The 22,721-nt window shown below is 62.0% G+C and carries 17 protein-coding genes, 1 tRNA gene and 1 other RNA gene; 5 read left to right on the top strand and 14 right to left on the bottom strand.

Annotation, left to right across the window (positions count from 1 at the left end; genetic code table 11):
* The first annotated feature begins 237 nt into the window (after positions 1-237).
* A tRNA-Ala gene (locus tag ACMNAY_RS04545) sits at positions 238-313 on the top strand.
* A gap of 105 nt (positions 314-418) precedes the next feature.
* On the opposite strand, the gene smpB is transcribed toward ACMNAY_RS04545, so the two are convergent.
* The 6 genes from smpB to ACMNAY_RS04515 form a co-directional block, all read right to left on the bottom strand.
* Complete coding sequence (smpB, locus tag ACMNAY_RS04540; protein WP_394969040.1) at positions 419-886, bottom strand: SsrA-binding protein SmpB; 468 nt, start codon at positions 884-886, stop codon at positions 419-421.
* 56 nt (positions 887-942) lie between these two features.
* Positions 943-1,542 (bottom strand): recombination mediator RecR, encoded by a 600-nt coding sequence (recR, locus tag ACMNAY_RS04535; RefSeq protein ID WP_394975690.1) that lies wholly within the window; start codon positions 1,540-1,542, stop codon positions 943-945.
* A gap of 12 nt (positions 1,543-1,554) precedes the next feature.
* Complete coding sequence (locus ACMNAY_RS04530) at positions 1,555-1,893, bottom strand: YbaB/EbfC family nucleoid-associated protein (protein ID WP_418718552.1); 339 nt, start codon at positions 1,891-1,893, stop codon at positions 1,555-1,557.
* Between the two features lie 29 nt (positions 1,894-1,922).
* Positions 1,923-3,617: a DNA polymerase III subunit gamma/tau gene (gene dnaX, locus ACMNAY_RS04525; protein ID WP_418718551.1), complete on the bottom strand. Its 1,695-nt coding sequence runs from the start codon at positions 3,615-3,617 to the stop codon at positions 1,923-1,925.
* Positions 3,618-3,700: 83 nt separating this feature from the next.
* Positions 3,701-3,799, bottom strand: an RNA gene (gene ffs / locus ACMNAY_RS04520) — signal recognition particle sRNA small type.
* 134 nt (positions 3,800-3,933) lie between these two features.
* The gene (locus tag ACMNAY_RS04515) at positions 3,934-4,497 is read right to left on the bottom strand and encodes a PduL/EutD family phosphate acyltransferase (RefSeq protein ID WP_394969034.1); all 564 of its coding nucleotides are present in this window, start codon (positions 4,495-4,497) and stop codon (positions 3,934-3,936) included.
* A 186-nt stretch (positions 4,498-4,683) separates the two neighbouring features.
* Between ACMNAY_RS04515 and ACMNAY_RS04510 the strand changes: the two genes are divergently transcribed.
* A complete protein-coding gene (locus ACMNAY_RS04510; protein ID WP_418718550.1) occupies positions 4,684-5,250 on the top strand; it encodes a uracil-DNA glycosylase in 567 nt (188 codons plus the stop codon).
* A 41-nt stretch (positions 5,251-5,291) separates the two neighbouring features.
* On the opposite strand, the gene ACMNAY_RS04505 is transcribed toward ACMNAY_RS04510, so the two are convergent.
* The 6 genes from ACMNAY_RS04505 to ACMNAY_RS04480 all read right to left on the bottom strand — a co-directional run bounded on the left by ACMNAY_RS04505 (position 5,292) and on the right by ACMNAY_RS04480 (position 10,927).
* A complete protein-coding gene (locus ACMNAY_RS04505) occupies positions 5,292-6,053 on the bottom strand; it encodes a 4Fe-4S binding protein (protein WP_418718549.1) in 762 nt (253 codons plus the stop codon).
* A 73-nt stretch (positions 6,054-6,126) separates the two neighbouring features.
* Positions 6,127-6,768: an imidazole glycerol phosphate synthase subunit HisH gene (gene hisH / locus ACMNAY_RS04500; protein ID WP_394975697.1), complete on the bottom strand. Its 642-nt coding sequence runs from the start codon at positions 6,766-6,768 to the stop codon at positions 6,127-6,129.
* Entirely contained in the window at positions 6,765-7,535 is a 771-nt protein-coding gene (hisF, locus tag ACMNAY_RS04495; protein WP_418718548.1) for an imidazole glycerol phosphate synthase subunit HisF, read from the bottom strand. Before hisF ends, hisH begins: the two co-directional genes overlap by 4 nt.
* Positions 7,532-8,899 carry an N-acetyl sugar amidotransferase gene (locus ACMNAY_RS04490; protein WP_418718547.1) on the bottom strand — a complete coding sequence of 456 codons (1,368 nt, stop codon included), beginning with the start codon at positions 8,897-8,899 and terminating at the stop codon, positions 7,532-7,534. The genes hisF and ACMNAY_RS04490 overlap by 4 nt, the downstream gene beginning before the upstream one ends.
* Before the next feature lie 117 nt (positions 8,900-9,016).
* Positions 9,017-9,577, bottom strand: coding sequence for an ANTAR domain-containing response regulator (locus tag ACMNAY_RS04485; RefSeq protein WP_394969022.1), 561 nt, complete (start codon positions 9,575-9,577; stop codon positions 9,017-9,019).
* Between the two features lie 33 nt (positions 9,578-9,610).
* Positions 9,611-10,927, bottom strand: a complete 1,317-nt coding sequence (locus ACMNAY_RS04480; protein ID WP_394975703.1) for a glutamine synthetase family protein — start codon at positions 10,925-10,927, stop codon at positions 9,611-9,613.
* A gap of 258 nt (positions 10,928-11,185) precedes the next feature.
* On the opposite strand from ACMNAY_RS04480, the gene ACMNAY_RS04475 reads away from it, so the two are divergent.
* Positions 11,186-12,373, top strand: a complete 1,188-nt coding sequence (locus ACMNAY_RS04475; protein ID WP_418718546.1) for an LL-diaminopimelate aminotransferase — start codon at positions 11,186-11,188, stop codon at positions 12,371-12,373.
* Between the two features lie 56 nt (positions 12,374-12,429).
* On the opposite strand, the gene ACMNAY_RS04470 is transcribed toward ACMNAY_RS04475, so the two are convergent.
* Together ACMNAY_RS04470 and ACMNAY_RS04465 are read right to left on the bottom strand one after the other, a co-directional pair.
* A complete protein-coding gene (locus ACMNAY_RS04470; protein ID WP_418718545.1) occupies positions 12,430-14,031 on the bottom strand; it encodes a CTP synthase in 1,602 nt (533 codons plus the stop codon).
* Positions 14,032-14,171: 140 nt separating this feature from the next.
* Entirely contained in the window at positions 14,172-16,271 is a 2,100-nt protein-coding gene (locus ACMNAY_RS04465) for a glutamine synthetase III (RefSeq protein ID WP_418718544.1), read from the bottom strand.
* Positions 16,272-16,666: 395 nt separating this feature from the next.
* On the opposite strand from ACMNAY_RS04465, the gene gltB reads away from it, so the two are divergent.
* Positions 16,667-21,202 carry a glutamate synthase large subunit gene (gene gltB / locus ACMNAY_RS04460; protein ID WP_418718543.1) on the top strand — a complete coding sequence of 1,512 codons (4,536 nt, stop codon included), beginning with the start codon at positions 16,667-16,669 and terminating at the stop codon, positions 21,200-21,202.
* 13 nt (positions 21,203-21,215) lie between these two features.
* Entirely contained in the window at positions 21,216-22,697 is a 1,482-nt protein-coding gene (locus ACMNAY_RS04455) for a glutamate synthase subunit beta (RefSeq protein WP_418718542.1), read from the top strand.
* Positions 22,698-22,721 lie beyond the last annotated feature (24 nt).

Genomic DNA, 22,721 nt, shown 5'->3' with positions numbered 1-22,721 from the left:
CAGGGTGATTGCCTGCCAGAGCAAATTTCGGTTTGGCACCGCAGCTCTTTAATGCTTATTATATAAGTAAACGGAAGCCAAATCAGCTTCATTATAAACCTATTTCAGAGGTGAAACAAGAGATTTGAATTTTTTCGTCAAGTTACACATTTCCCATTTCTTTTTAATTTTCCTCTTGACAAGGTACATAGCGTTTGATATAATAGCGAAGCAGCCTTGAAACGGCAGCACCAATATGGGGGTATAGCTCAGCTGGGAGAGCGCTTGAATGGCATTCAAGAGGTCAGCGGTTCGATCCCGCTTATCTCCACCAAACAAAAATCCGAACCTTGGAAGAGGTTCGGATTTTTTGTTGCCACCAGCAATAAAGAAAGCCCGGGCACTCGCTGCTGTGCGAATGTCCGGGCTTTTTGTCGATTCAGCGGCTGCGCTCTTTCATCGCGCGGTCGATGTCCCGCTGGGCGGCACGTTTTGCCGCAGTCTCACGCTTATCGTATAGCTTTTTGCCCTTGCACAGGCCCAGCTCCAGCTTCACACGGCCATGCTTGAAATAAAGGGCCAGCGGAACCAGAGTGTACCCCTGCAATTTCACTTCCTGTGCCAGCTTGCGGATCTCATTTTTATGAGCCAGCAGCCTGCGGGCGCGCAGAGGATCGCGGTTGAAGATGTTTCCTTTTTCGTAAGGGCTGATGTGCATTCCCCGCACATACAGCTCGCCATCCTCTACATCGCACCAGGAATCTTTCAGGTTCACCTGCCCCATACGCAGGCTTTTCACCTCAGTGCCCACCAGTTCAATGCCGGTCTCAAGGCTTTCCACCACAAAATATTCATGGCGGGCCTGCCGGTTCAGGGCAATGGTTTTGGTTTTCACTTGCTCGGGCATCTGTGTTTTCTCCTTTGCCTGAACGGGCATGTTTAGCAGTGTAACGGAATTTTGCTTTACAGTTCTCCCCTGCCGCTCAGAGCCTTGAACAGTGTGGTCTCATCGGCGTATTCCAGGCTGGAACCAACCGGCAGACCGTAGGCCAGCCGCGTCGTCTTGATGCCCAGAGGCTTGATGAGTTTTGCCAGATACATAGCCGTAGCTTCCCCTTCCACCGTGGGGTTGGTGGCCATGATGACTTCCTTCACGGTGCCGTCGGTGAGGCGGGCCAGCAGTTCCTTGACGCACAGCTGGTCGGCGCCGATGCCGTCCATTGGGCTGATGAGGCCGTGGAGCACGTGATACAGGCCGTTGTACTCCCGGGTGCGCTCGAACGCAGTGATATCCCGGGGGCTTTCCACCACACAAATAACGCTGGTGTCCCGCTTGGGCGAAGAGCAGATGCGGCACACCTCGTTTTCGGTGTAATCCTGGCAGATGCGGCAGCGGTGCAGTTTGGTGTGCGCCTCTTCAATGGCGCGGGCCAGCTCCATGGCTTCGGCGGCAGGCATGCTGAGCACCTGATATGCCATGCGCGTTGCGCCTTTGCGCCCCACGCCCGGGAACTTGGAAAACTGCTCCACCAGCCGCTCCAGAGGCGCCGCGTTGTATCCCATGGTCGCTCCCCCTTACAGGCCGGGGAAGTTCGCCCCGCCGGTGATCTTCTGCATGGCGGCCTCGGCGTCCTCGTCCACCTTGCGCACCGCCTCGTTCACCGCAGCGGCGACCATATCTTCCAGCATCTCGATGTCATCGGGATCGGCCAGCTCGGGCTTGATGTGGATGGCAGTGACCTGGTGTTTGCCGGTCATAGTGACCTCCACCATGCCGTCGGAGACGCTGACGGTGTACTCGGTGTTCTCCAGCTCCTCCTGCTTGGTCTTCATGTCTTCCTGCATTTTCTGGGCCTGGCGCATCAGCGCGTTCACGTCGGGTTTGCCGTAGCCCTGGGGCAGTCTTGCTTTCATGGGGATCTTCTCCTTTATCTGTTCTATTCTTATTCTTTGTCCTTGTATACCACATCTACACCGTGGTTTTCAAGATCTTTCAGTGCCTGCTCCACCGTGGGGTGTTCGGCCGCCTGTTCCGCGGGCGGCGTGTAGGGGCCGATACCGCAGGCAAGGCCGCTCACTTCCTGAATGATGGCCTTGAGCAAGGCCTGGGAATCCTTGTTCTGGCGGATAAACTCCCGGAAAATGTCGCCGCCGTCAATAAGCACCCGCCGCCCGTCGTAATAGGCTTTGGAGCCCTTGAGGTAGGCGGGCAGCATGTGATCCCGCTTTTTGAGCACCTCCAGCACCTGCGGCCAGGCGTCAAAGGGCTGAGGCGGGCCGGAAACAGCGGGCTTTGCCGCCGCAGGGCGCGCCGGGCGGGGTTTCGGCTCCGGCACCGGCTGTTCCTCCATCGGCTGGCCTTCCCAGGGCAGCGGCTCAGGGGCTGGCTCTTCCTGGACTACAGGGGCCGGCGAAGGCGCAGTCTGGGCCGGGGCCGGGGTCTGCGTCGGCGCGGCAGGCTGCCATGCGGAAGATGGTGCTGCGGGCGCGGCCGCAAAGGGCGCGGGCTGGCGGGTCTGAGGCGCAGCTGCCTGCACCTGAACGGCCACAGGCTCCGCGACCGGCCGGGAAATGGCGAAGAGCGCCAGTTCCAGCTCGATGCGCGGGTCTGTTCCGCGGCTCATCTTTTCCATGGCTTCGCCCAACTGACGAATGGCCCGCACACTGCTCTGCTGGGAAGTTCCCTCCCCTTTTTGCAGATAGAGCGCCTCTTCTTCGGGAGGCACGCCTGCCAGCAGGTTTTTGCCGCCGGGCAGCGCGGCCAGCATGAGATTGCGGTAGTGGGCGATCAGCTCCTCGCACAGCCGTTTCATGTCCACCGACTGCTGCCGCAGCTTTGCCACCTGCTCCAGCGCCGCCGCGGCGTCTCCGCCCGCAAGCGCATCGCTGATGGCGAAGAGATAACTCCGGTCTGTGACGCCGGCCATCCGTCGCACCAGCGCCTCGTCGATGGCCTCGCCCACACCGGCGCAGGTATCCAGAATGGAGAGCGCGTCGCGGAGCGCGCCGTCCGCCAGACGGGCGATGAGCTGCGCCGCCGCCTCGTCCAGTTCCAGGCCCTCCTCTTTCGCCACCTGCCGCACCCGGCCCGCGATGTCCTCCGGGCGGATGCGCCCGAAATCATAGCGCTGGCAGCGGGAAAGGATGGTAGCGGGCACCTTGTGGATCTCGGTGGTGGCCAGGATGAACACCACATGCGAAGGCGGCTCTTCCATGATCTTCAGCAGCGCATTGAACGCCGGTGTAGAGAGCATGTGCACCTCGTCGATGATGTACACCTTATAGGTGCAAACGCTGGGCGTATAGGCCGTTTCATCCCGCAGGTCGCGGATATTGTCTACGCCGTTGTTGGAGGCGGCGTCGATCTCCACCACGTCCAGGATGGAGCCATCGTCGATGCCCCGGCACACCTCGCACTCGCCGCAGGGGTCGCCGCTCTCGTTGTGGGGGCAGTTGATCGCCTTGGCGAAGATTTTGGCGCAGGTGGTCTTGCCGGTGCCGCGGGTGCCGGTGAACAGATAGGCATGGCCCACACGGTGGGCTGCGATCTGGTTTTGCAGCGCGGCCACGATGTTCTGCTGACCCACCACGTCCTCAAAGCGGCTGGGCCGCCATTTGCGGTACAATGCCCGGTACACGCCGGCACCCCCTTTGGAAAATACTACAAAAAACGGACAGGCCCGCAGAGGAATGCTCCCCCGCCTTTACGCCGCTCGGCATACGGATGCAGACTGACTGCGGCGCACGCGGCAGACCACTTAATGCTGCTCGGTTCCCCGCCTGACATGGTTCATGGCGCCTCGTCGCGCAGGGCCCGCATCCGTATGCCGAACAGCGCACGGTTTTGGCTCTGTCCGAACAGATATATTATACACAAAACTTTCGGCAAATGCAACCTTCCAGAATAAAAACAGCCCGCCTCTTCGGACGGGCTGTTTTTTGCTCTGAAAAAGCTTATTTGACGATCTCGCCCTCGCTGGCGCCGCCGCAGGCGTTGGACTCGTCGGTGTCGATGTGCATGGCGGTGGCGAACTTCTCGCTCACGCGGATGACCACGTCGTCAAACACCAGCTTACGGCCTTCGCTGCCGCAGGCGACCTTGACGATCTCCTTGTCGGCCACGCCCAGCTTCTCGGCGTCCTCAGGGGTGACGTGGATGTGGCGCTTGGCCACGATGACGCCCTCCTTCAGCTCCACCTCACCGCAGGGGCCCACCAGCTTGCAGCCGGCGGAACCGGCGGTGTCGCCGGACTCGCGCACGGGAGCAGAGATGCCGATGGAGCGGGCGTCGGTGGCAGACAGCTCCACCTGATCGGCGCCGCGGCAGGGACCGAGGATGGACACATTGGCCAGCTCACGCTTGGGGCCCACCACAGTGACGCGCTCGTTGGAGGCGTACTGGCCGGGCTGGCTCAGGGGCTTCTTAACGGTCAGCTCATAGCCCGCGCCGAACAGGGTCTCCAGGGTCTCCTTGCAGACGTGCACATGACGGGCAGAGGTCTCAACCAAAAATTTCATTGTGATATTTCCTCCCTTTATGCAGCGCTGAGCCGATAAAGCGGCGCAGCGTTTCCATTTACCGTATCTATTTTAGCACGCACATTAAAAAGTTCAAGACAAAACCCCGCATTTTGTGATATAATAAGCGCAAATGTGCAAGGCCGGCGCATTTTTTTGCACACGGCCGGAAAGGAATCACCACCGATGGATTTTGAACAGCTCAAACAGGAGTGTCTGGCCTGCCGCAAGTGCGGCCTGTGTGAGACCCGCACCAACGTGGTGTTCGGCACCGGCCCCAAAACGGCGGAAGTGCTGCTCATCGGCGAAGGCCCCGGCAAAAACGAGGACGAACAGGGTCTGCCCTTTGTGGGCCGCAGCGGCAAGCTGTTGGACCAGTATCTCACCGCAGTGGATCTGGCGCGGGACAAAAACGTGTTCATCGCCAACATCGTCAAGTGCCGCCCGCCGGAAAACCGCGATCCTCTGCCTGAGGAATGGGACGCCTGCCTGCCCTGGCTGCGGGAGCAGTTCCGCATCATCCGCCCGAAGATCGTTGTATGTCTGGGCCGTATCGCTGCCCAGCGGCTCATCCGCCCGGACATTTCGGTGACCAAGGAACACGGTGTATTCGAAGAGAAGAACGGCGTTTGGTTCATGGCCACCCTGCACCCTGCCGCCCTGCTGCGCAATCCCAGCCAGAAGCCAATGGCCTTTGGCGATTTTGTTGCCCTGCGGGAAAAGATCAACGAAGTGTGCGACCACACCTATTAAGAACAGGAAAAGGCCCGGAGACGTTCTCCGGGCCTTCTTTTTTACGCGAACCACTCCACCGCGCGGCGGGCAGAGAAGTTTTCCTCCAACCAGGCCTTCGTCTGGCTGGTGTCGAACTGCCAGGCATACGTCGGGCAGGAAAAACGGCACACAAGGCAGTTGACGCATTTTGTGCTGTCCACTTCCAGCAGTTCGTTCAGCGCTCCGGCAGGGCAGGCACGCACACAGCGCCCGCAATGGTTGCAGCGGTCCTTGTCCCGGCTGCGCCCAATGGGGTGCAGGGGTTTGCGGGGTGCGTCCGCATCGCCGGGCAGGGCGGCGGGGCGCAGGGGCACATTTTCGCAGGCGGCCAGCACCTTTTGGGCAAAGGTTGCAAAGGCGGGCATGTCCTCTTCGTCGGGCCGGCCCGCGCCCAGGGACGGCGCAAACACATGGGGCGTGATGGGGGCGATGCCACCCACGCAGACAAAGCCCTGCTCGGTCATCTGCCGCGCGGCAGCCGCCAGCGCGTTTTCATAGTCTCGGTTGCCGTAGGCCGCCAGAATGACGCAGGGGCCGCCCTGGCCGCGGAGCTGGCTGAAAAGGCCCTCCACCCGGGGACCGAAGCCGCCGTACACCGGCAATGCTAGCACCAGAAGCTCATCCTTTGCCACAGGGATAGCCGTGGGCAGCTTTGCGGGCGGGCAGGTGCAGTCGATGTACTCCATCGGCAGTCCGAACTGCTCGCACAGAAGCATTGCGGCGCGTTTTGTGCCGCCGGAGGGGCTGAAATATGCCGCTTTGATGGCTTTGACGGGGCTCATTTCCGGTCACTTTCCTTTGTTTTGGTTTTCCATGATTATAACGCCCGGCGCGCCCCTTCGTCAACGCCGCGAGTCAGCCCAGCCCCTCCACAAAGGCCCGCAGCATGGCAAGGCCCACCGGACCGCTTTTCTCCGGGTGGAACTGAAATCCTGTCACATTCCCCCGCTGCACCGCAGCGCAAACGGTATGGCCGCCGTATTCCACCGTGGCGGCACAGTCCTCCCTGCGGTGGGGCAGCGCCTGAAAGCTGTGGACAAAATAAACCTCATCGCCGTTTTTCGTGTTTTTGAAAAGGCCTTGCTCCGCACCGGGGGCAAGGGTCAGGGCGCTCCAGCCAATGTGAGGCACCTTCAGCGGTGAGCCGTCCGCCGTTTGGGGCGGCAGTGGTTTCACCGTGCCTTCCACAAGGCCCAGGCCCTTGTTGAAGCCGCCCTCGGTGCTGGAATCCAGCAGCATCTGCATGCCAAGGCAGATGCCCAGCAGCGGCGTTCCCTCCCCTGCCTTTTGCAGAAGCGGCTCTACCAGATGCTGGCGGTGCAGCTGTGCCATGCCGTCGGCAAAGGCGCCCACGCCGGGCAGCACCAGCGCCTTGGAACGCAGAATCTCCCCCGGTTCGGCGGCAAAGCGCACATCCGCGCCGCAATGTTCCAGCGCACGGCGCACACTCAAAAGATTGCTGCGCCCGTAATCCACCACTGTCACCATCGGCCTCATCGTCTCACCTCCACGCCCAAGGCCCGCACTTCTTCTTTCAGCGCGGGCACGTCAGTCTTGCCGTAGTGCAGGATGCTGCCCACCGCCACCGCGTCGGCTCCTCCCTTTGCCGCGGCGGCCACGTCTTCGGCGCAGGAAGCGCCTCCGGCGGCGATGACCGGCACATCCACCAGCCTCGCCACCGCGGCGATCAGCTCCTGGTCCATTCCCTTTTGAAAGCCCTCCTTGTCCACGCTGGAGAGGAGTATCTCCCCCGCGCCGAGAGCCACCGCCTGTTTTACCCATTCCAGAACGTCCCGGCCGGAGTGCTCCCGGCCGTTGTCGTAATAGGCCTCCCAACCGGCAGCGGGGCGGGCCGGATCCCGGCGCTTGGCCTGGATGCTGAGCACCATGCACTGACTGCCAAAGGCGCGGGCGATCTCGGTGATGAGCGCCGGGCGGCGCAGGGCGGCGGTGTTCACGGCCGCCTTGTCCGCGCCGCTTTTCAACACAGCGCCCACATCCTCCACACTGCGAAGGCCGCCGCCCGCCGTGATGGGGATGAACACGTCGGCGGTGGTGCGCTCCAGGATATTACCCAGATTGTTCCGCTCATAGAGGCTGGCCACCGTGTCCAGATACAGGATCTCGTCGATGCACTGCTCATAGTAACGACGGGCGAAGTCGTGAGGGTCCCCCAGCTTGCGCAGGCCTTCGTACTGGATGCCCTTCACCAGAAAGTCGTCCTTCACATCCAGGCGGGCGATGAGGCGTATTTTTCGGTTCATGCCTGCCCCTCCTTCCGGGGCGCGCCGTAGTCGCAAAGGCTCTCCCCATCAAAGGGCGTGTGGCGCAGGCTCCAGCGGCCATTCTCATACTGCCACAGATGGGGCGAGCGGAAACGGTCCGCCAGATGCATGAAGTAATCCAGGTCCATTTCCGGCTGCTCGAAGCAGTCGGCGGCAGCGCCGAAGTGCTTTTTATCGATGGAGATGTACTGGAAGAAATCCTGGGCAAAGCGCATTGGGAACTCGCCGTCGAACTTTTTGCAGAGGGCCACGCCCTCCTCTCGGGTGATCTCGTGGTTGCGGATCTCCTGGGCCGCGTCGTAGGTGCAGCGGCCGATGCCGTATTTGATATAGGTGGTGTAGTAGAAGAAGTCGTCCACCTTGTCGTCGATGGAGTTGTATTTGGAATAGGTGCCCGCCGTGCGCTCGGGGCTGGGCACAAAGCCGCCGTGCTCCACGCTGTAATAGTAAGCGCCTTGGGGATGCCACTTTTCGTAGTAGCCCATGTAGTGCACCTGGATGTGGTTCTTCTCCACGTCGGAGGTGTCGCTGGGCAGATAGATGGCCAGGTCCGCCTTGTCCACCTTGAAGTCCTCTTCCAGCTGGCGCAGGGACACACCGCCCAGATAAATGTGGTCGAAATCGTTGGTGGCGAAAAAGTGCTCGTCCCGCAATGCGCTGTCATTGTCGGCGATGGGATTGCCGAACTCGGCCTCGTTCTCGCCGTAGAACACCAGCGGGATGCCGAACTTGGCGGCCATTTTTGGGGCCAGCTGCTTCTGACCCAGGATGAAGGGCTGGAAGGGGTGGAACAGATTCTCGGTGGCAAGGCGGGTGAGCAGCCGGTGAGTCAGACCGTTGGGGGTGCACAGATAGTTGTCGAACCCCGCGTGGATCCACGCCTCGAAGTTCTGCCAGCCCCAGGGGGTGTAGATATGGGGCGCCCAGGTGACCGTGAGCGGGTGCATGCTGTACTTGTATTTCAGCAGATGTGCGGCATAGAAGCTGTCCTTGCCGCCGCTGCCCGGCACAAGGCAGTCGTAACTGCCGTCGGTCTTGCGGTAGCGGTCACACAGTTCCCGCAGCTGACGCTCCCGGTCGGCCCAGTCAATTTTGCCTTCCTTGTTATGGCAGGCGTGGCAGGCGTCACAGACCCCGTCCTCCTGGATGACCATGGTCTTCTTCTTGGAATGGATGGTGTGCTCGAACTCATAGCAGCTGTTGGGCTTCTGGTCGGTCATCACGCACTCTTTGCAATACTGCACATCCTGGGGCAGGCCAAAGAAAGTTTCCCGCTTTTCGGGCGGGATGTCCGGAGCGTATTTGGAATAGTCGATGGGAATATAACGGGGAAGTTTTTCCATGATGAAGGTCCCTTCTTTCTTTTTTCATAACAAAAAGGCAGGGCAAAGGCGCCGTGACGGCAAGAGAAAACACTCCCTTGCCCGGCGGGCGCCTTTGCCCTGCCCTGTGTTGTTTTTTTATGATTCGCCGTAGGTGCGGATGATGGCCTGGGCCGCTTCCCGGCTGGAGATGCGGGCGTCCATTGCCCGCTTTTCGATGAGCCGGTGGGCCTCCTCCTCGGTGAGACCCGCATGCAGCGCCAACAGGCATTTGGCCTGGCAGATGACCCGGGCCTCGTCCAGCCGCTTTGTAAGGCGGCGGTTCTGGTCGATGATTTTCTGCATCCGCTGATGGCCGGCGCGCAGAAGGCGCACCGCGAAGGCCGCCTGCTGGCGGGAGAGGGGCTTTGGCAGCACCAGCACCCCGTATTTTTCCAGCCCTGCGGCGACCTTGTCCGCCTGGGGCGCGGCGCAAAGAAAGATGACGTCCAGGCCGCTTTCCACCGCCTGGATGGCCAGTTCCCTGCCGAACTCGTCCGGCAGCGGGGCGTTGATGACCATCAGACTGCCTCCACCTGCGGTAAAGCTCCGGCGGGCCTCCCCCGCGCTGGTGCAGCACACGGCAGACCCGCCCGCCGCAAACACGCTTTTCAGCGCTTCGTGAGTTTGTTTTTCGCCGACGATCCAAACGCCTGCCATGCCCTTCACCTGCCTTTTCGGGGGAATGTTCCGTCAGATGCGATCAAAATACTGCTGCATTTCGTACTCGTGAGGGTCCTCTGCCCCGGCGCTGGCCGCAGCCAACCGCCGCTTCTGCGCAAGGTAGGAATCCAGCAAACGGGACGGCAGCGTCTGCTGCAAGAAGCGGCTTTCTTCCGCCACTTTCACCGCCTGTGCAAGGCTGGCGGGCAGCGTGGCTGCCACCGGGCCTGCACCGCCGGCCGCAAACAGGTCGCGGTCCGCTGCGGGAGGCAGCGGCAGGCCGTCCCGGATGCCCTCCATGCCGGCTTCCAGCAACAGAGCGGTGACGTAATAAGGGTTACAAGCCGGGTCCGGGCTACGCAGCTCCATGCGGCAATCCGCACCGGTGGCGGCCGGCACCCGCACCAGCGAGGAGCGGTTCTGGCAGGACCAGCTCACCGTGCCCGGCGCTTCGCAGCAGCCCAGCCGCTGATAAGAACCCGGCAGCGGGTTTGCGAACACCGTCAGCTCCGGCACCCGGCGCAGAATACCCGCCAGGAATGCCGCTGCCACCGGGTCCGGCTGGTCCTTGAAGTTTTCAAAAAGGTTCCGTCCGTCCTTGATGACCGAGAAATTCAGATGCAAGCCGCTGCCGCTCTTGCCGGGCAAAGGCTTGGGCAGGAAAGACGCAAACAGGCCGTGCTGCCCTGCGATGGCCTTGACCACCGTATGCACCGTCATCAGATCGTCCGCCGCCTGCAACGGAGACGCACAGCGGAAGTCGATCTCGTTCTGGCCCGGGCCCTGCTCGTGGTGGCTGCGCTCGGGCTGGATGCCCATCTCCTCCAGGGTCAGGCAGATGTTGCGGCGCACATTCTCACCCCGGTCGATGGGCGCCAGGTCAAAGTAGCCGCCCTGGTCGAAGGGGGTGCGGGTGGGCTGGCCGTGTTCGTCGGTCTCAAAGAGGTAAAACTCGCACTCCGGCCCCAGCAGGAAGTGATAGCCTTCCTTTGCCGCCGCCTGCTCGGTGCTGCGCAGCAAAGCCCGCCCGTCCCCCTCAAAGGGGCGGCCGTCCGGGTAGCGCACGTCGCAGAACAACCGCCCCACACAGCCCTCACTGGGCCGCCAGGGCAGCAGGGCGAAGGTGTCCAGGTCCGGCTGAAGGAACAGGTCCGACTCGGCCACGTTGGCAAAGCCGGGAATGGCGGAAGCATCGAACGACACCCCCTGCTCCGCCGCGTGGCGCAGTTGGCTGGACATGATGGCGATGTTTTTCTGCACGCCGAACATATCACAGAACGCCAGACGGATGAACTTGATGTCGTTTTCCTCCACAAAACGGAGAAGCTGGTCAAGGGTGTGGGTCATGGAGATCCCCTCCTTTAAAGCTGTGGAAAATTGCAAAAAGCGCTACGTTGCCCTTGGGGGAGAACGCAGCGCCTTTGCTGTTTCGATCAATGGTATTATACCCGCCCGCGCCTGCCGCGTCAAGATATTTTATTGACAAGCAGAGCGGGGAATGCTATCCTTAGGGTCGAACAACGGCGTTCAAGCCGCCCGCCTTGCGGGCCGGCCTGGATGCCGTTTGTTTATTTTCCGGCCCGCGGGGCAGAAAGGACACAAGCCATGGCTCAGATCATCAACCATTCCTTTGATACCATTCCTAAAAGTTATTTGTTCAGTGAAGTAGCGCGCCGGGTGGCAGCTTTCCGCGCCGCCCATCCGGAAAAGGCGCTCATCCCCATGGGCATCGGCGACGTGACCCGGCCCCTGCGCCGCCCGGTCATCGACGCTCTGATCAAGGCCGCCGAGGAGCAGACCCACGCCGAGAGCTTTCACGGCTACGGCCCCGAGCAGGGCTATGACTTTTTGCGCGAGGCAGTGCTGGGCCACTACGCGGGCTTCGGCGTACATCTGGAAAAAGAGGATGTTTTCATCAGCGACGGCGCTAAAAGCGATTTGGGAAACCTGCCGGACCTGTTTTCGGAAAACTGCGTAGTGCTGCTGCCCGACCCGGTATACCCCGTATACCGGGATTCCAACCTGATGGCAGGTCGAAAAGTCAAATACCTTGACGCCACCCGCGAGAACGGTTTTGCGCCTCTGCCGGACAAGGACACCCACGCCGACCTCATCTATCTGTGCAGCCCCGCAAACCCCACCGGCGCGGCCTACACCAAAGAGCAGCTGAACGTCTGGGTGGACTGGGCCCTAGCCAATGACGCGGTCATCCTCTACGACGCGGCTTACGAGTGTTTCATCCGGGACGACCTGCCCCACAGCATCTATGAAGTAGAGGGCGCTGAAAAGTGCGCCATTGAAGTGTGCAGTCTGAGCAAGACTGCCGGCTTCACCGGCATGCGCTGTGGTTATACTGTGGTGCCCCACGGCCTTGTTCGTGAGGGGCAGAACCTGCATGATCTGTGGCTGCGCCGCCAATGCACCAAGATGAACGGCGTGGCCTATCCCATCCAGCGTGCCGCCGAAGCGGTGTTCACCCCCGAGGGCATGGCCGCCTGCAAAGAGGACATTGCCGCCTACCTGCGGGCCGCGGCCATCGTGGCCGAAGCTCTGGACGAACTGGGCGTCTGGTACTGCGGCGGCAAGAATTCCCCCTATATCTGGATGGAGTGCCCCAAGGGACTGGACTCCTGGCAGTTCTTCGACGCCCTTTTGGAAAACGCCGGCATCATCGGCACACCTGGCAGCGGCTTTGGCGAAAACGGCGAGGGTTATTTCCGCCTGTCGGCCTTCTCGGGCGAAGAAAACGCCCGTGCCGCCATGGAGCGCCTGCGCGCCTGGCTGAAAGGCTGATATGCTTTACAGATACAACAAGCGCCCCGAGGAGTATCCCCGGGGCGCTTGTTTTTTTATTTCTGATGATTCAGAGCAGCGGCAACAAAGTCGCGGAAGATGGGCTGAGGTTTGTCCGGCCGGCTCTTGAACTCCGGGTGATACTGCACCCCCACAAAGAAGGGATGTCCGGGCAGTTCCATGGCCTCCACCAGCCGTCCGTCGGGCGAAAGGCCGCTGAACACAACACCCGCCTCACTCAGCGCCGCGCGGAAGTCGTTGCTCACCTCGTAACGGTGGCGGTGGCGTTCGCTGATCATGCTCTGGCCGTAGATGCGATGGAGCAGCGTGCCGGGCTGCACCGCGCAGGGGTAGGCTCCCAGCCGCATGGTGCCGCCCTTGGGCAGGTTGCCCTGCTGGTCGGGCATGAGATCGATGACACAGGCGTCGCCTTCGGGGTCGAACTCACGGGAATTGGCCCCGGGCAGGTTCGCCAGGGTACGGGCGGCGTCGATGACCGCGATCTGCATGCCGAGGCAGATGCCGAAGTAAGGCACTTTGTTCCGGCGGGCCCGATCCGCCGCCAGCACCATACCCTCGATGCCCCGCTTGCCAAATCCGCCGGGCACCAGAACGCCGTCCGCCTTTGCCAGGCGCGCATCCACCGTCTCGGGGGTGAGAGATTCCGAGTCCACCCAGTCCAGAGTTACAGCGGCGTTGTTGGCATATCCCGCGTGGTTCAGTGCCTCCACCACCGAGAGATATGCGTCGTGAAGCTCCACATACTTACCCACGATGGCGATGTTCACCCTCTTCTGCAGGTCATTGATGCGCCGGCAGAGGGCAGACCATTCGGTGAGGTCGGGCTCCTTCGTCTCAAAACCCAGCCGCTTGCAGACCAGATCGTCCAGCCCGGCAGCGTGGAGCATCAGCGGCACCTCGTAAAGGCTGCCCAGGGTGCGGTTTTCAATGACGCAGTCCGGCTCCACATTGCAGAAAGCGGCCAGCTTTTGCAGGATGCCCTCCTCCAGCGGCTCGTCGCACCGGGCGATGATGACGTCCGGCATAATGCCCATGCTCTGCAGCTCCCGCACCGAGTGCTGGGCCGGTTTTGTCTTATGCTCGCCGGAGCACTTGAGCCAGGGCACCAGCACCACATGGAGGAACATGCAGTTCTCCCGCCCTTTTTCCCGGCTGATCTGGCGCAGCGCTTCCAGGAAAGGCTGGCTTTCGATGTCGCCGATGGTGCCGCCGATCTCGGTGATGACCACATCCGCGCCGGTGTAATCCCCCAGACCGTAGACGAACTGCTTGATCTCCCCGGTGATGTGGGGGATGGTCTGCACCGTGCGGCCCAGATACTCCCCTGCCCGCTCCTTGTGCAGCACGTTCCAGTAGACCCGGCCGCTGGTGAGGTTGGAGAGCTTGTTCAGATCCTCATCGATGAACCGCTCATAGTGCCCCAGATCCAGGTCAGTCTCCACGCCGTCCTCCGTGACAAACACTTCACCGTGCTGGTACGGGCTCATGGTGCCTGGGTCCACGTTGATGTAAGGGTCCAGCTTCTGGGCTGCCACTTTGAGGCCCCGCTGCTTGAGCAGCCGGCCAAGGCTGGCCGCGCTGATGCCCTTGCCCAGGCCCGACACCACGCCGCCGGTGACGAAAATATGCTTTGCCATAAAAATCCACCTCTGCTCCCTGCGCTTTTGCAAAAAAAGAGAGGGCGTCCATCACCCCGCCGAAAACGACGGAGCGATGGACGCCCTTGTCCTAACGAAAAGTCATTATAAGCTCGTCTCTGAGGTTTGTCAACGGGAAATCACACAGAAAAGAGCAGAGCGCTGTAATCGGGATAAGGCAGCACACCGGCAGGCAGGTAACCTTCAGCGGCATCCGCCAGACCGCGCACAGCATCCATGGCAGGCAGCACCTCGTCCCGGTAGAAGCAGGCGGCCTCCTGGCCGTCGCCCAGGGCTTCTGCTTTGGCCAGCGCCTCTTCCAGCTTGCTCTGGGCCGCGTCGATCCGGCCGTAGCTTTCAGACAGCTGTTCCAGCCGGGCCTGCTGGGCGGCGCAGGAAGCGGCGGGCGCCGCCGTCTTGCAGGCGTTGATGGAGGCGGCCAGGCCGTCCACCGCAGTGAGCACTGCGGGCAGGAACTGTCCGCGCACCATCATGCCCATGGTCTTTGCTTCCACATGCAGGGTCTTGCAGTAGTTCTCCAGCAGGATGGCGTAGCGGGAGCGCACCTCGCCCTCGGTAAAGATGTGATGGGAAGTGAACAGGCGGATGTTCTTTTCCGCCACCATCTGCGGCAGCGCCTCGGGCGTGGAACGCAGGTTGTAAAGCCCTCTTCTTTCCGCTTCAGCCACCCACTCGTCGGTATAGCCGTTGCCGTTGAAGATGACCTTCTTGTGCTTTTTGATGGCGCGCTTCACCAGCTCGTGCACCGCGGCGTCCATCCCGTCGGGGGCGGCGTCCTTCAGTTCATCATAGAACTCCCGCAGGGCCTGAGCTACAGCGGTGTTCAACACCACGTTGGGGCCGGACACCGACAAAGACGAACCGGGCATGCGGAACTCGAACTTGTTGCCGGTGAAGGCAAAGGGGCTGGTGCGGTTGCGGTCGGTTGTATCCTTGAAGAACTGGGGGATGACCGACGTGCCCATCTGCATGGCCACCTTCTCCTGTTTGCCGAAATACTCGTCGTTCTCGATGGCTTTCAGCACGGCGGTAAGCTCGTCGCCCAGGAATACCGACACGATGGCTGGCGGCGCTTCGTTGGCGCCCAGACGGTGATCGTTGCCCGCGGTAGCAACGGACACGCGCAGCAGATCGGCGTATTCGTCCACCGCCTTGATGACCGCCATCAGGAACACCAGGAACTTGGTGTTTTCCGCGGGAGTGCGGCCGGGATAGAGCAGGTTCGCACCGGTGTTGGTGATGAGGGACCAGTTGTTGTGCTTGCCGGAGCCGTTGATGCCCTCGAAAGGCTTTTCGTGGAGCAGACAGGCCAGGCCGTGGCGGTCGGCCACCAGTTTCATCATCTCCATGGTCAGCTGGTTGTGATCCACGGCGATGTTGGCGGTGTCGTACACCGGGGCCAGTTCGTGCTGGGCGGGAGCGACCTCGTTGTGCTTGGTCTTGGCGGGTACACCCAGCTTCCACAGTTCCTCGTCCAGGTCGTGCATGAAGGCCGCCACACGGGGACGCAGCGCACCGAAGTAGTGATCCTCCATCTCCTGCCCTTTCGGCGCGGGCGCGCCCAACAGCGTGCGGCCGGTAAACACCAGATCCTTGCGCTTTTCATAGAGGGCCTTATCCACCAGGAAATACTCCTGCTCCGGGCCGATGGTGGTGGTCACGCTGGTAACTGCCTCGTCCCCCAGCAGGTGCAGGATGCGCACCGCCTCATGGCTCAGGGTCTCCATGGAACGCAGCAGCGGAGTCTTTTTGTCCAGCGCCTCACCGCTGTAGGAGCAGAAGGCGGTGGGAATGTAGAGAGTTCCGTCCTTGATGAAGGCGGGGCTGGTGGGATCCCAGGCGGTGTAGCCCCGGGCTTCAAAGGTGGCACGCAGGCCGCCGGAGGGGAAGCTGGACGCGTCCGGCTCGCCTTTGATGAGCTCTTTGCCGGAGAAATCCATGATGACCTCGCCGTTTCCCACCGGGGAGATGAAGCTGTCGTGCTTTTCCGCGGTGAACCCGGTCATGGGCTGGAACCAGTGGGTGAAATGGGTGGCGCCGTGCTCCACAGCCCACTCCTTCATGGCCACCGCCACCGCGTTGGCCACGCTTCGCTCCAGCGGCAGGTTCTCGTCGATAGTCCTGCGCAGGGCTTTGTAAACGTCCTTTGGCAGCTTTTCCCGCATGACGCGGTCGCCAAACACCAGGCTGCCGTACAGTTCAGGCACATTCTTCGTCATATAACAGCTCTCCTTTCCCCTTTTGCGCCCCTAAAGGCACAAAAAAGCGGCGCTCCCGGATGAAACCTCATCCGAAAGCGCCGTTGCTTTCTATGGCTGCAATTTTACTCGTTTTTTCCGCCTTGTCAACACCCATTTTTGCGCCTTGCCGCGTCTTTCTGCCGTTCGCCCGGCGCGGCTATAATGTATTTTATCCGCTTTAGTGCTGCAAATCGCTAAAACAGAGTGGTCTTCACGGCCGGAAATTTTCGCAAAACGCCGATTCTCGCAAAATCGCTTTACAAATCCCCCGTCCCGGGCGTATCATAAAACACGACAAAGGCGTCAAAGCTCCCTGCAAGAGGGGGTTTTGACGCCTTTGCCTTTTTTTATTTCTCGATTCGGGAGGTACCGCCATGAAAACACCCGGCAGCCAGGGCCTTTACTGCCCGGAATTTGAGCACGATAACTGCGGCATCGGCGCCGTTGTGGACATTCACGGCCGTAAGAGCCACCAGACGGTGGTCGACGCGCTGACCATCGTGGAGCATCTGGAGCACCGCGCCGGCAAGGACGCCGAAGGTAAAACCGGCGACGGCGTGGGCATCCTCACCCAGGTGCCCCATAAATTCTTTTGCAAGGTCTGTGCCGGGCTGGGCATCGAGCTTGGCGGCGAGCGGGAATACGGCGTGGGTATGTTTTTCCTGCCCCAAAACGAGCTTGCCCGCCGGCAGGCCCAGAAGATGTTTGAGGTCATCGTGAAAAAGGAAGGCCTCACCTTCCTGGGCTGGCGCACGGTGCCGGTGCAGCCTGAGGTGCTGGGCCACCGCGCGCGGGACTGCATGCCGGTGATCTGCCAGGGCTTTGTGAAAAAGCCGGAGGATGTGCCAGCGGGCCTTGCTTTTGACCGCAAGCTTTACATCGTGCGGCGGGTCTTTGAGCAAAGCAACGAGGGCAGCTACGTAGTGAGCCTTTCCAGCCGGACCATCGTCTACAAAGGCATGTTCCTGGTGGGGCAGCTTCGCACCTTCTTTGATGATTTGCGGGACGAGGACTATGAGTCCGCCATCGCCATCGTGCACTCCCGCTTTTCCACCAACACTGACCCAAGCTGGGAGCGGGCCCACCCCAACCGGTTCATCGTGCACAACGGTGAAATCAACACCATTCGGGGCAACGCCGACAAAATGCTGGCCCGGGAGGAGACCATGAGCGCCCCCGCCTTCAGCGCCGACGACATCACCCGGGTGCTGCCGGTAGTGGACACCTCGGGGTCCGACTCCGCCATGCTGGACAACACCCTGGAATTCCTGGTGATGAGCGGTATGGATCTTCCTCTTGCGGTGATGGTGGCCATCCCCGAGCCCTGGAGCCACAACGATACCATCAGCCAGCGGAGGCGGGATTTTTACCAGTACTACGCCACCATGATGGAGCCCTGGGACGGGCCGGCCTCCATCCTGTTCAGCGACGGCGATGTGATGGGCGCAGTGCTGGACCGCAACGGTCTGCGCCCCAGCCGTTACGTCATCACAGACGACGGGCGGCTCATCCTGTCCTCTGAGGTGGGCGTGCTGAAGCTGGACGAAGAGCGCATTCTCAAAAAGGAACGGCTGCATCCGGGCAAGATGCTGCTGGTGGATCTGGCCCAAGGCGCCGTGCTCAGCGACGACGAGGTGAAGGAACGCTACGCCGGCAGAGAACCCTACGGCGAATGGCTGGACTCGAACCTGCTGCATCTGAGCGACCTGCATGTGCCCAATCAGAAAGTCCCCGCCCTCACCGACGAGGAGTGCGCCCGGCTGCAAAAGGCCTTCGGCTACACCTGGGAGGAATACCGGGATTCGGTGTGCTCCATGGCCTTGAACGGCACCGAGCCCATCGGCGCCATGGGCGCTGACACGCCGCTGGCGGCGCTCTCCGGGCAGTATCAGCCGCTGTTCAACTATTTCCGGCAGATGTTCGCCCAGGTGACCAATCCCCCCATCGACGCGCTGCGGGAAAAAATCGTCACCTCCACCGCGGTGTATGCGGGCAAAAACGGCAATCTTCTGGCTGAAAGCGCCGACAACTGCCATGTGCTGAAAATTGAGAACCCCATCCTCAGCGATCTGGACCTTTTGAAGATAAAAGCCATGGACCGCCCCGGCTTCAAGGTAGCGGTGGTGTCCATTCTGTTCTACAAATCCACCCCCATGGACCGGGTGCTGGAACACCTGTTCGTGGCGGTGGACAAGGCCTACCGGGAGGGCGCCAACATCCTCGTGCTCACCGACCGGGGCGTGGACGAAAACCATGTGGCCATCCCCTCGCTGCTGGCGGTGTCCGCCGTGCATAAGCATCTGGTCAAAACAAAGAAATGCACTGCGCTGTCCCTCATTCTGGAATCCGGCGAGCCCCGCGAAGTGCACCACTTCGCTACTCTGCTGGGCTACGGCGCCTGCGCGGTGAACCCCTATCTGGCCCACGCCTCGCTGGCGCAGTTGGTGCGGGACGGCCTTCTGAACAAGGACTACTACGCCGCCGTGGCGGACTACGACAATGCGGTCTTGCAGGGCATCGTGAAGATCGCCTCTAAGATGGGCATTTCCACCCTGCAAAGCTACCAGGGCAGCCAGATCTTCGAGGCCATGGGCATCAGCCAGGAGGTCATCGACGCCTACTTCACCGGCACCGTGAGCCGCATCGGCGGCATCACGCTGGAAGACATCGCCGCACAGACCGACGCCCAGCACTCCCGGGCCTTTGACCCGCTGGGTCTGGCCTTTGACCTGAGCCTGCCCTCGGTGGGGCGGCACAAATACCGCAGCCAGGGCGAGGCTCATCGCTATTCTCCTCAGGTCATCCATCTTTTGCAGCAGGCCGCCCGCACCGGCAGTTACGAGCTGTTCTGCCAGTACACACAGGCCGCGGACGCCGAGCGAAGCGGTCTTTTGCGCAGCCTGCTGGAATTCAACTGGCCCGCCCAAGGGGTGCCGCTGGAGGAAGTGGAGAGCGAGGAATCCATTCTGCGCCGCTTCAAGACCGGCGCCATGTCCTACGGCTCCATCTCCCAGGAGGCCCACGAGGCTCTGGCCCTGGCCATGAACCGGCTGGGGGGCAAGTCCAACAGCGGCGAGGGCGGCGAGAGCGATGAACGCCTTGCCAGCGCCGGCACTGCCGACGACCGCTCCAGCGCCATCAAGCAGGTGGCCAGCGGACGCTTCGGCGTGACCAGCCGCTACCTTGTGAGCGCGAAGGAAATTCAGATCAAGATGGCCCAGGGCGCAAAGCCCGGCGAGGGCGGTCATCTGCCTGCCGCCAAAGTCTATCCCTGGGTCGCCAAGACCCGCCATTCCACCCCGGGCGTGAGCCTCATCAGTCCCCCGCCCCATCACGACATCTACTCCATCGAGGACCTTGCCCAGCTCATCTACGACCTCAAGAGTGCCAACGACAAGGCCTGCATCTCGGTGAAACTGGTGAGCGAAGCGGGTGTGGGCACCGTGGCCGCGGGCGTGGCCAAGGCCGGGGCGCAGGTCATCCTCATCTCCGGCTGCGACGGCGGCACCGGAGCGGCGCCCATCAGCTCCATCCATAACGCGGGCCTGCCCTGGGAGCTGGGCCTGGCGGAGACCCACCAGACGCTGCTGCGCTCCGGGCTGCGACGCCGGGTACGGCTGGAGACCGACGGCAAGCTGATGACCGGCCGGGACGTGGCCGTTGCCGCGCTGCTGGGCGCGGAGGAATTCGGCTTTGCCACCGCTCCGCTGGTGACCCTTGGCTGCACCATGATGCGGGTGTGCAATCTGGACACCTGCCCCATGGGCATCGCCACCCAGAACCCCGAACTGCGCAAGCGTTTTTGCGGCAAGCCGGAATACGTGGAGAACTTCATGCGCTTTATCGCCCGGCAGCTGCGGGAATACATGGCAAAGCTGGGCGTGCGCACCGTGGACGAGATGGTGGGGCGCACCGATCTCTTGCGCCAGACTCACAGCGAAGGCCGCGCGGCCGAGCTGGACTTGAGCCGTGTGCTGGCATCGGCCGGCAGGGAGAACGGCAGCGCCGTGTTCGATCCCGCTGAAGCCTATGATTTCGCCCTGGACAAAACGCTGGACCGGGCTCTGACGGAAAAGGAGCCGGTACGCCGTTCCCTTTCCGAAGGCGCGCCTTACCGCCTGAGCGTAGAGGTAAAGAACACCGACCGCGCCTTCGGCGCGCTGCTGGGTGCCGAGATCACCCGTCACAGCCCCGAGGGCTGGGCGGAGGACACTCTCATTCTGGACTGCACCGGCGCCGGCGGCCAAAGCTTTGGCGCGTTCATTCCCAAGGGCCTCACCCTCTCCCTCACCGGCGACAGCAACGACTACTTCGGCAAGGGCCTGTCCGGCGGCAAGCTGGTGGTCCGCCCCGACAAAAAAGCCCGGTACGCCGCCGAGGAAAACATCATCGTGGGCAATGTGGCGCTCTACGGCGCCACCTCCGGCCAGGCCTACATCAACGGCATGGCCGGCGAGCGATTCTGCGTGCGCAACTCCGGCGCGGTGGCCGTGGTGGAAGGCGTGGGCGAGCACGGCTGCGAGTATATGACCGGCGGCCGGGTGGTGGTGCTGGGCCCCATCGGCAAGAACTTCGCCGCCGGCATGAGCGGCGGCGTGGCCTATGTGCTGGACGAAGACAGCACCCTCTACCGCAACCTGAACAAGGCCATGGTCAGCATGGAAAAGGTGGAAAGCAAATTCGACCGGGAGGAGCTCTGCCGCCTCATTGAGGCTCATGTGGCTCACACCGGCTCGCCCAAGGGCCAGCGCATCCTGGCTTCCTTCGACGAGTATCTGCCCCGGTTCAAAAAGATCATTCCCAGCGACTACAAGCGGCTGGTCCAGCTCGCCTCCCAGTTTGAGGAGCAGGGCGTGACCCCCGAGCAAGCCCAGATCGAAGCGTTCTACGCCAGTCTGGCCAAAAAGTAAAGGAGGATCGGTCATGGGCAAACCCACCGGTTTTTTGGAATATCCGCGGCAGGAAAGCGCTGTCGTGCCCCCGTTGGAGCGGCTGGAGAACTTCCGGGAATTTCATCGTCCTCTCTCCCCCGCCGCCCAGGCGCAGCAGGCGGCCCGCTGCATGGACTGCGGCGTGCCCTTCTGCCAAGCAGGCGTGATGCTGGCAGGCATGACCGCCGGCTGTCCGCTGCACAATCTCATTCCCGAAATGAACGACCTTATCTTCCACGGCAACTGGGAACAAGCCTGGCAGCGCCTGGAGCGCACCAACTGCCTGCCCGAGTTCACCGGCCGTGTATGCCCCGCCTTGTGTGAGGCGGCCTGCACCTGCGCGAAGCAGGAAGGCGCCGTTTGCACTCACGAAAACGAGCTGCAGGTGGCGGAGTATGCCTTCAGCCACGGGCTCGTGAATGCCGCCCCTCCTGCTGTGCGCACCGGCAAAATGGTGGCGGTGGTGGGCAGCGGCCCGGCCGGTCTTGCCGCCGCCTGGCAACTGAACCGCCGCGGCCATCAGGTCACCGTGTTCGAAAAAGCGGACCGCCCCGGCGGCCTGCTGCGCTACGGCATTCCCAACATGAAGCTGGACAAAGCTGTGCTCGACCGGCGCATCCGCCTGATGGAAGAAGCAGGCGTGACCTTCGCCTGCAATACGGACGTGGGCCGGGACGTCACCGGCGAAGAACTGTTGGCAACGTTTGACCGGGTCATCCTGACCGGCGGCGCGGGAAAGCCCCGGGACCTGGCGGTGCCCGGCCGGGAAGCGAAGGGCATCCTTTTTGCGGTGGACTTCCTCGGCCAGGTGACAAAGGCTCTGCTGGACTCGGATTTTGAAAAGCCGCCCCGCAAGCTTGCCGAAGGCAAGAACGTGCTGGTGGTAGGCGGCGGCGATACCGGCAACGACTGCGTGGCCACCGCCCTGCGCCTGGGCGCAAAGAGCGTGACCCAGCTGGAAATGATGCCGGAGTTGCCCCTTGCGCGCGCAGAGAACAATCCCTGGCCCCAGTGGCCGAGGGTCCGCAAGACCGACTACGGCCAGCAGGAGGCCATTGCCCTGTTCGGAGCCGATCCCCGGCGTTACCAGTCCACCGTATCCGCTTTTAAAGTTGATAAGCGGGGGCGGGTGTGCGGCGCGGTGGTCCAGAAGCTGGAGCCGCATCAGGGCGAGAATGGGCGCACGGTGATGGCGCCGGTGGCGGGCAGCGAGGAGCTCCTGCCTGCCGAGCTGGTGCTCATTGCCGCCGGTTTCACCGGTTGTGAAGGCTATCTGCCTGCCAGCTTTGGCGCAGCGCTCACCGGGCGTGGCGTGGTGGCTGCGGGGAACGAAAACTATGCCACCGACGTGCCCCGGGTTTTCGCCGCAGGCGATATCCGCCGTGGGCCTTCGCTGGTGGTGTGGGCCATCGCCGAAGGCATGGGCGCGGCCAGGGCGGTGGATGCATCCCTGATGGGATACAGCAACCTGTGACCCTGCGGCGCATTTTGGAATAAG

Origin of the sequence: Candidatus Allofournierella merdipullorum, from assembly GCF_048426865.1 — a bacterium.
GTDB classification, from domain to species: Bacteria; Bacillota; Clostridia; order Oscillospirales; family Ruminococcaceae; genus Allofournierella_A; species Allofournierella_A merdipullorum.
Note: the sequence above shows the minus strand (reverse complement) of the source record. Positions and strands in the feature narration are given on the sequence as shown.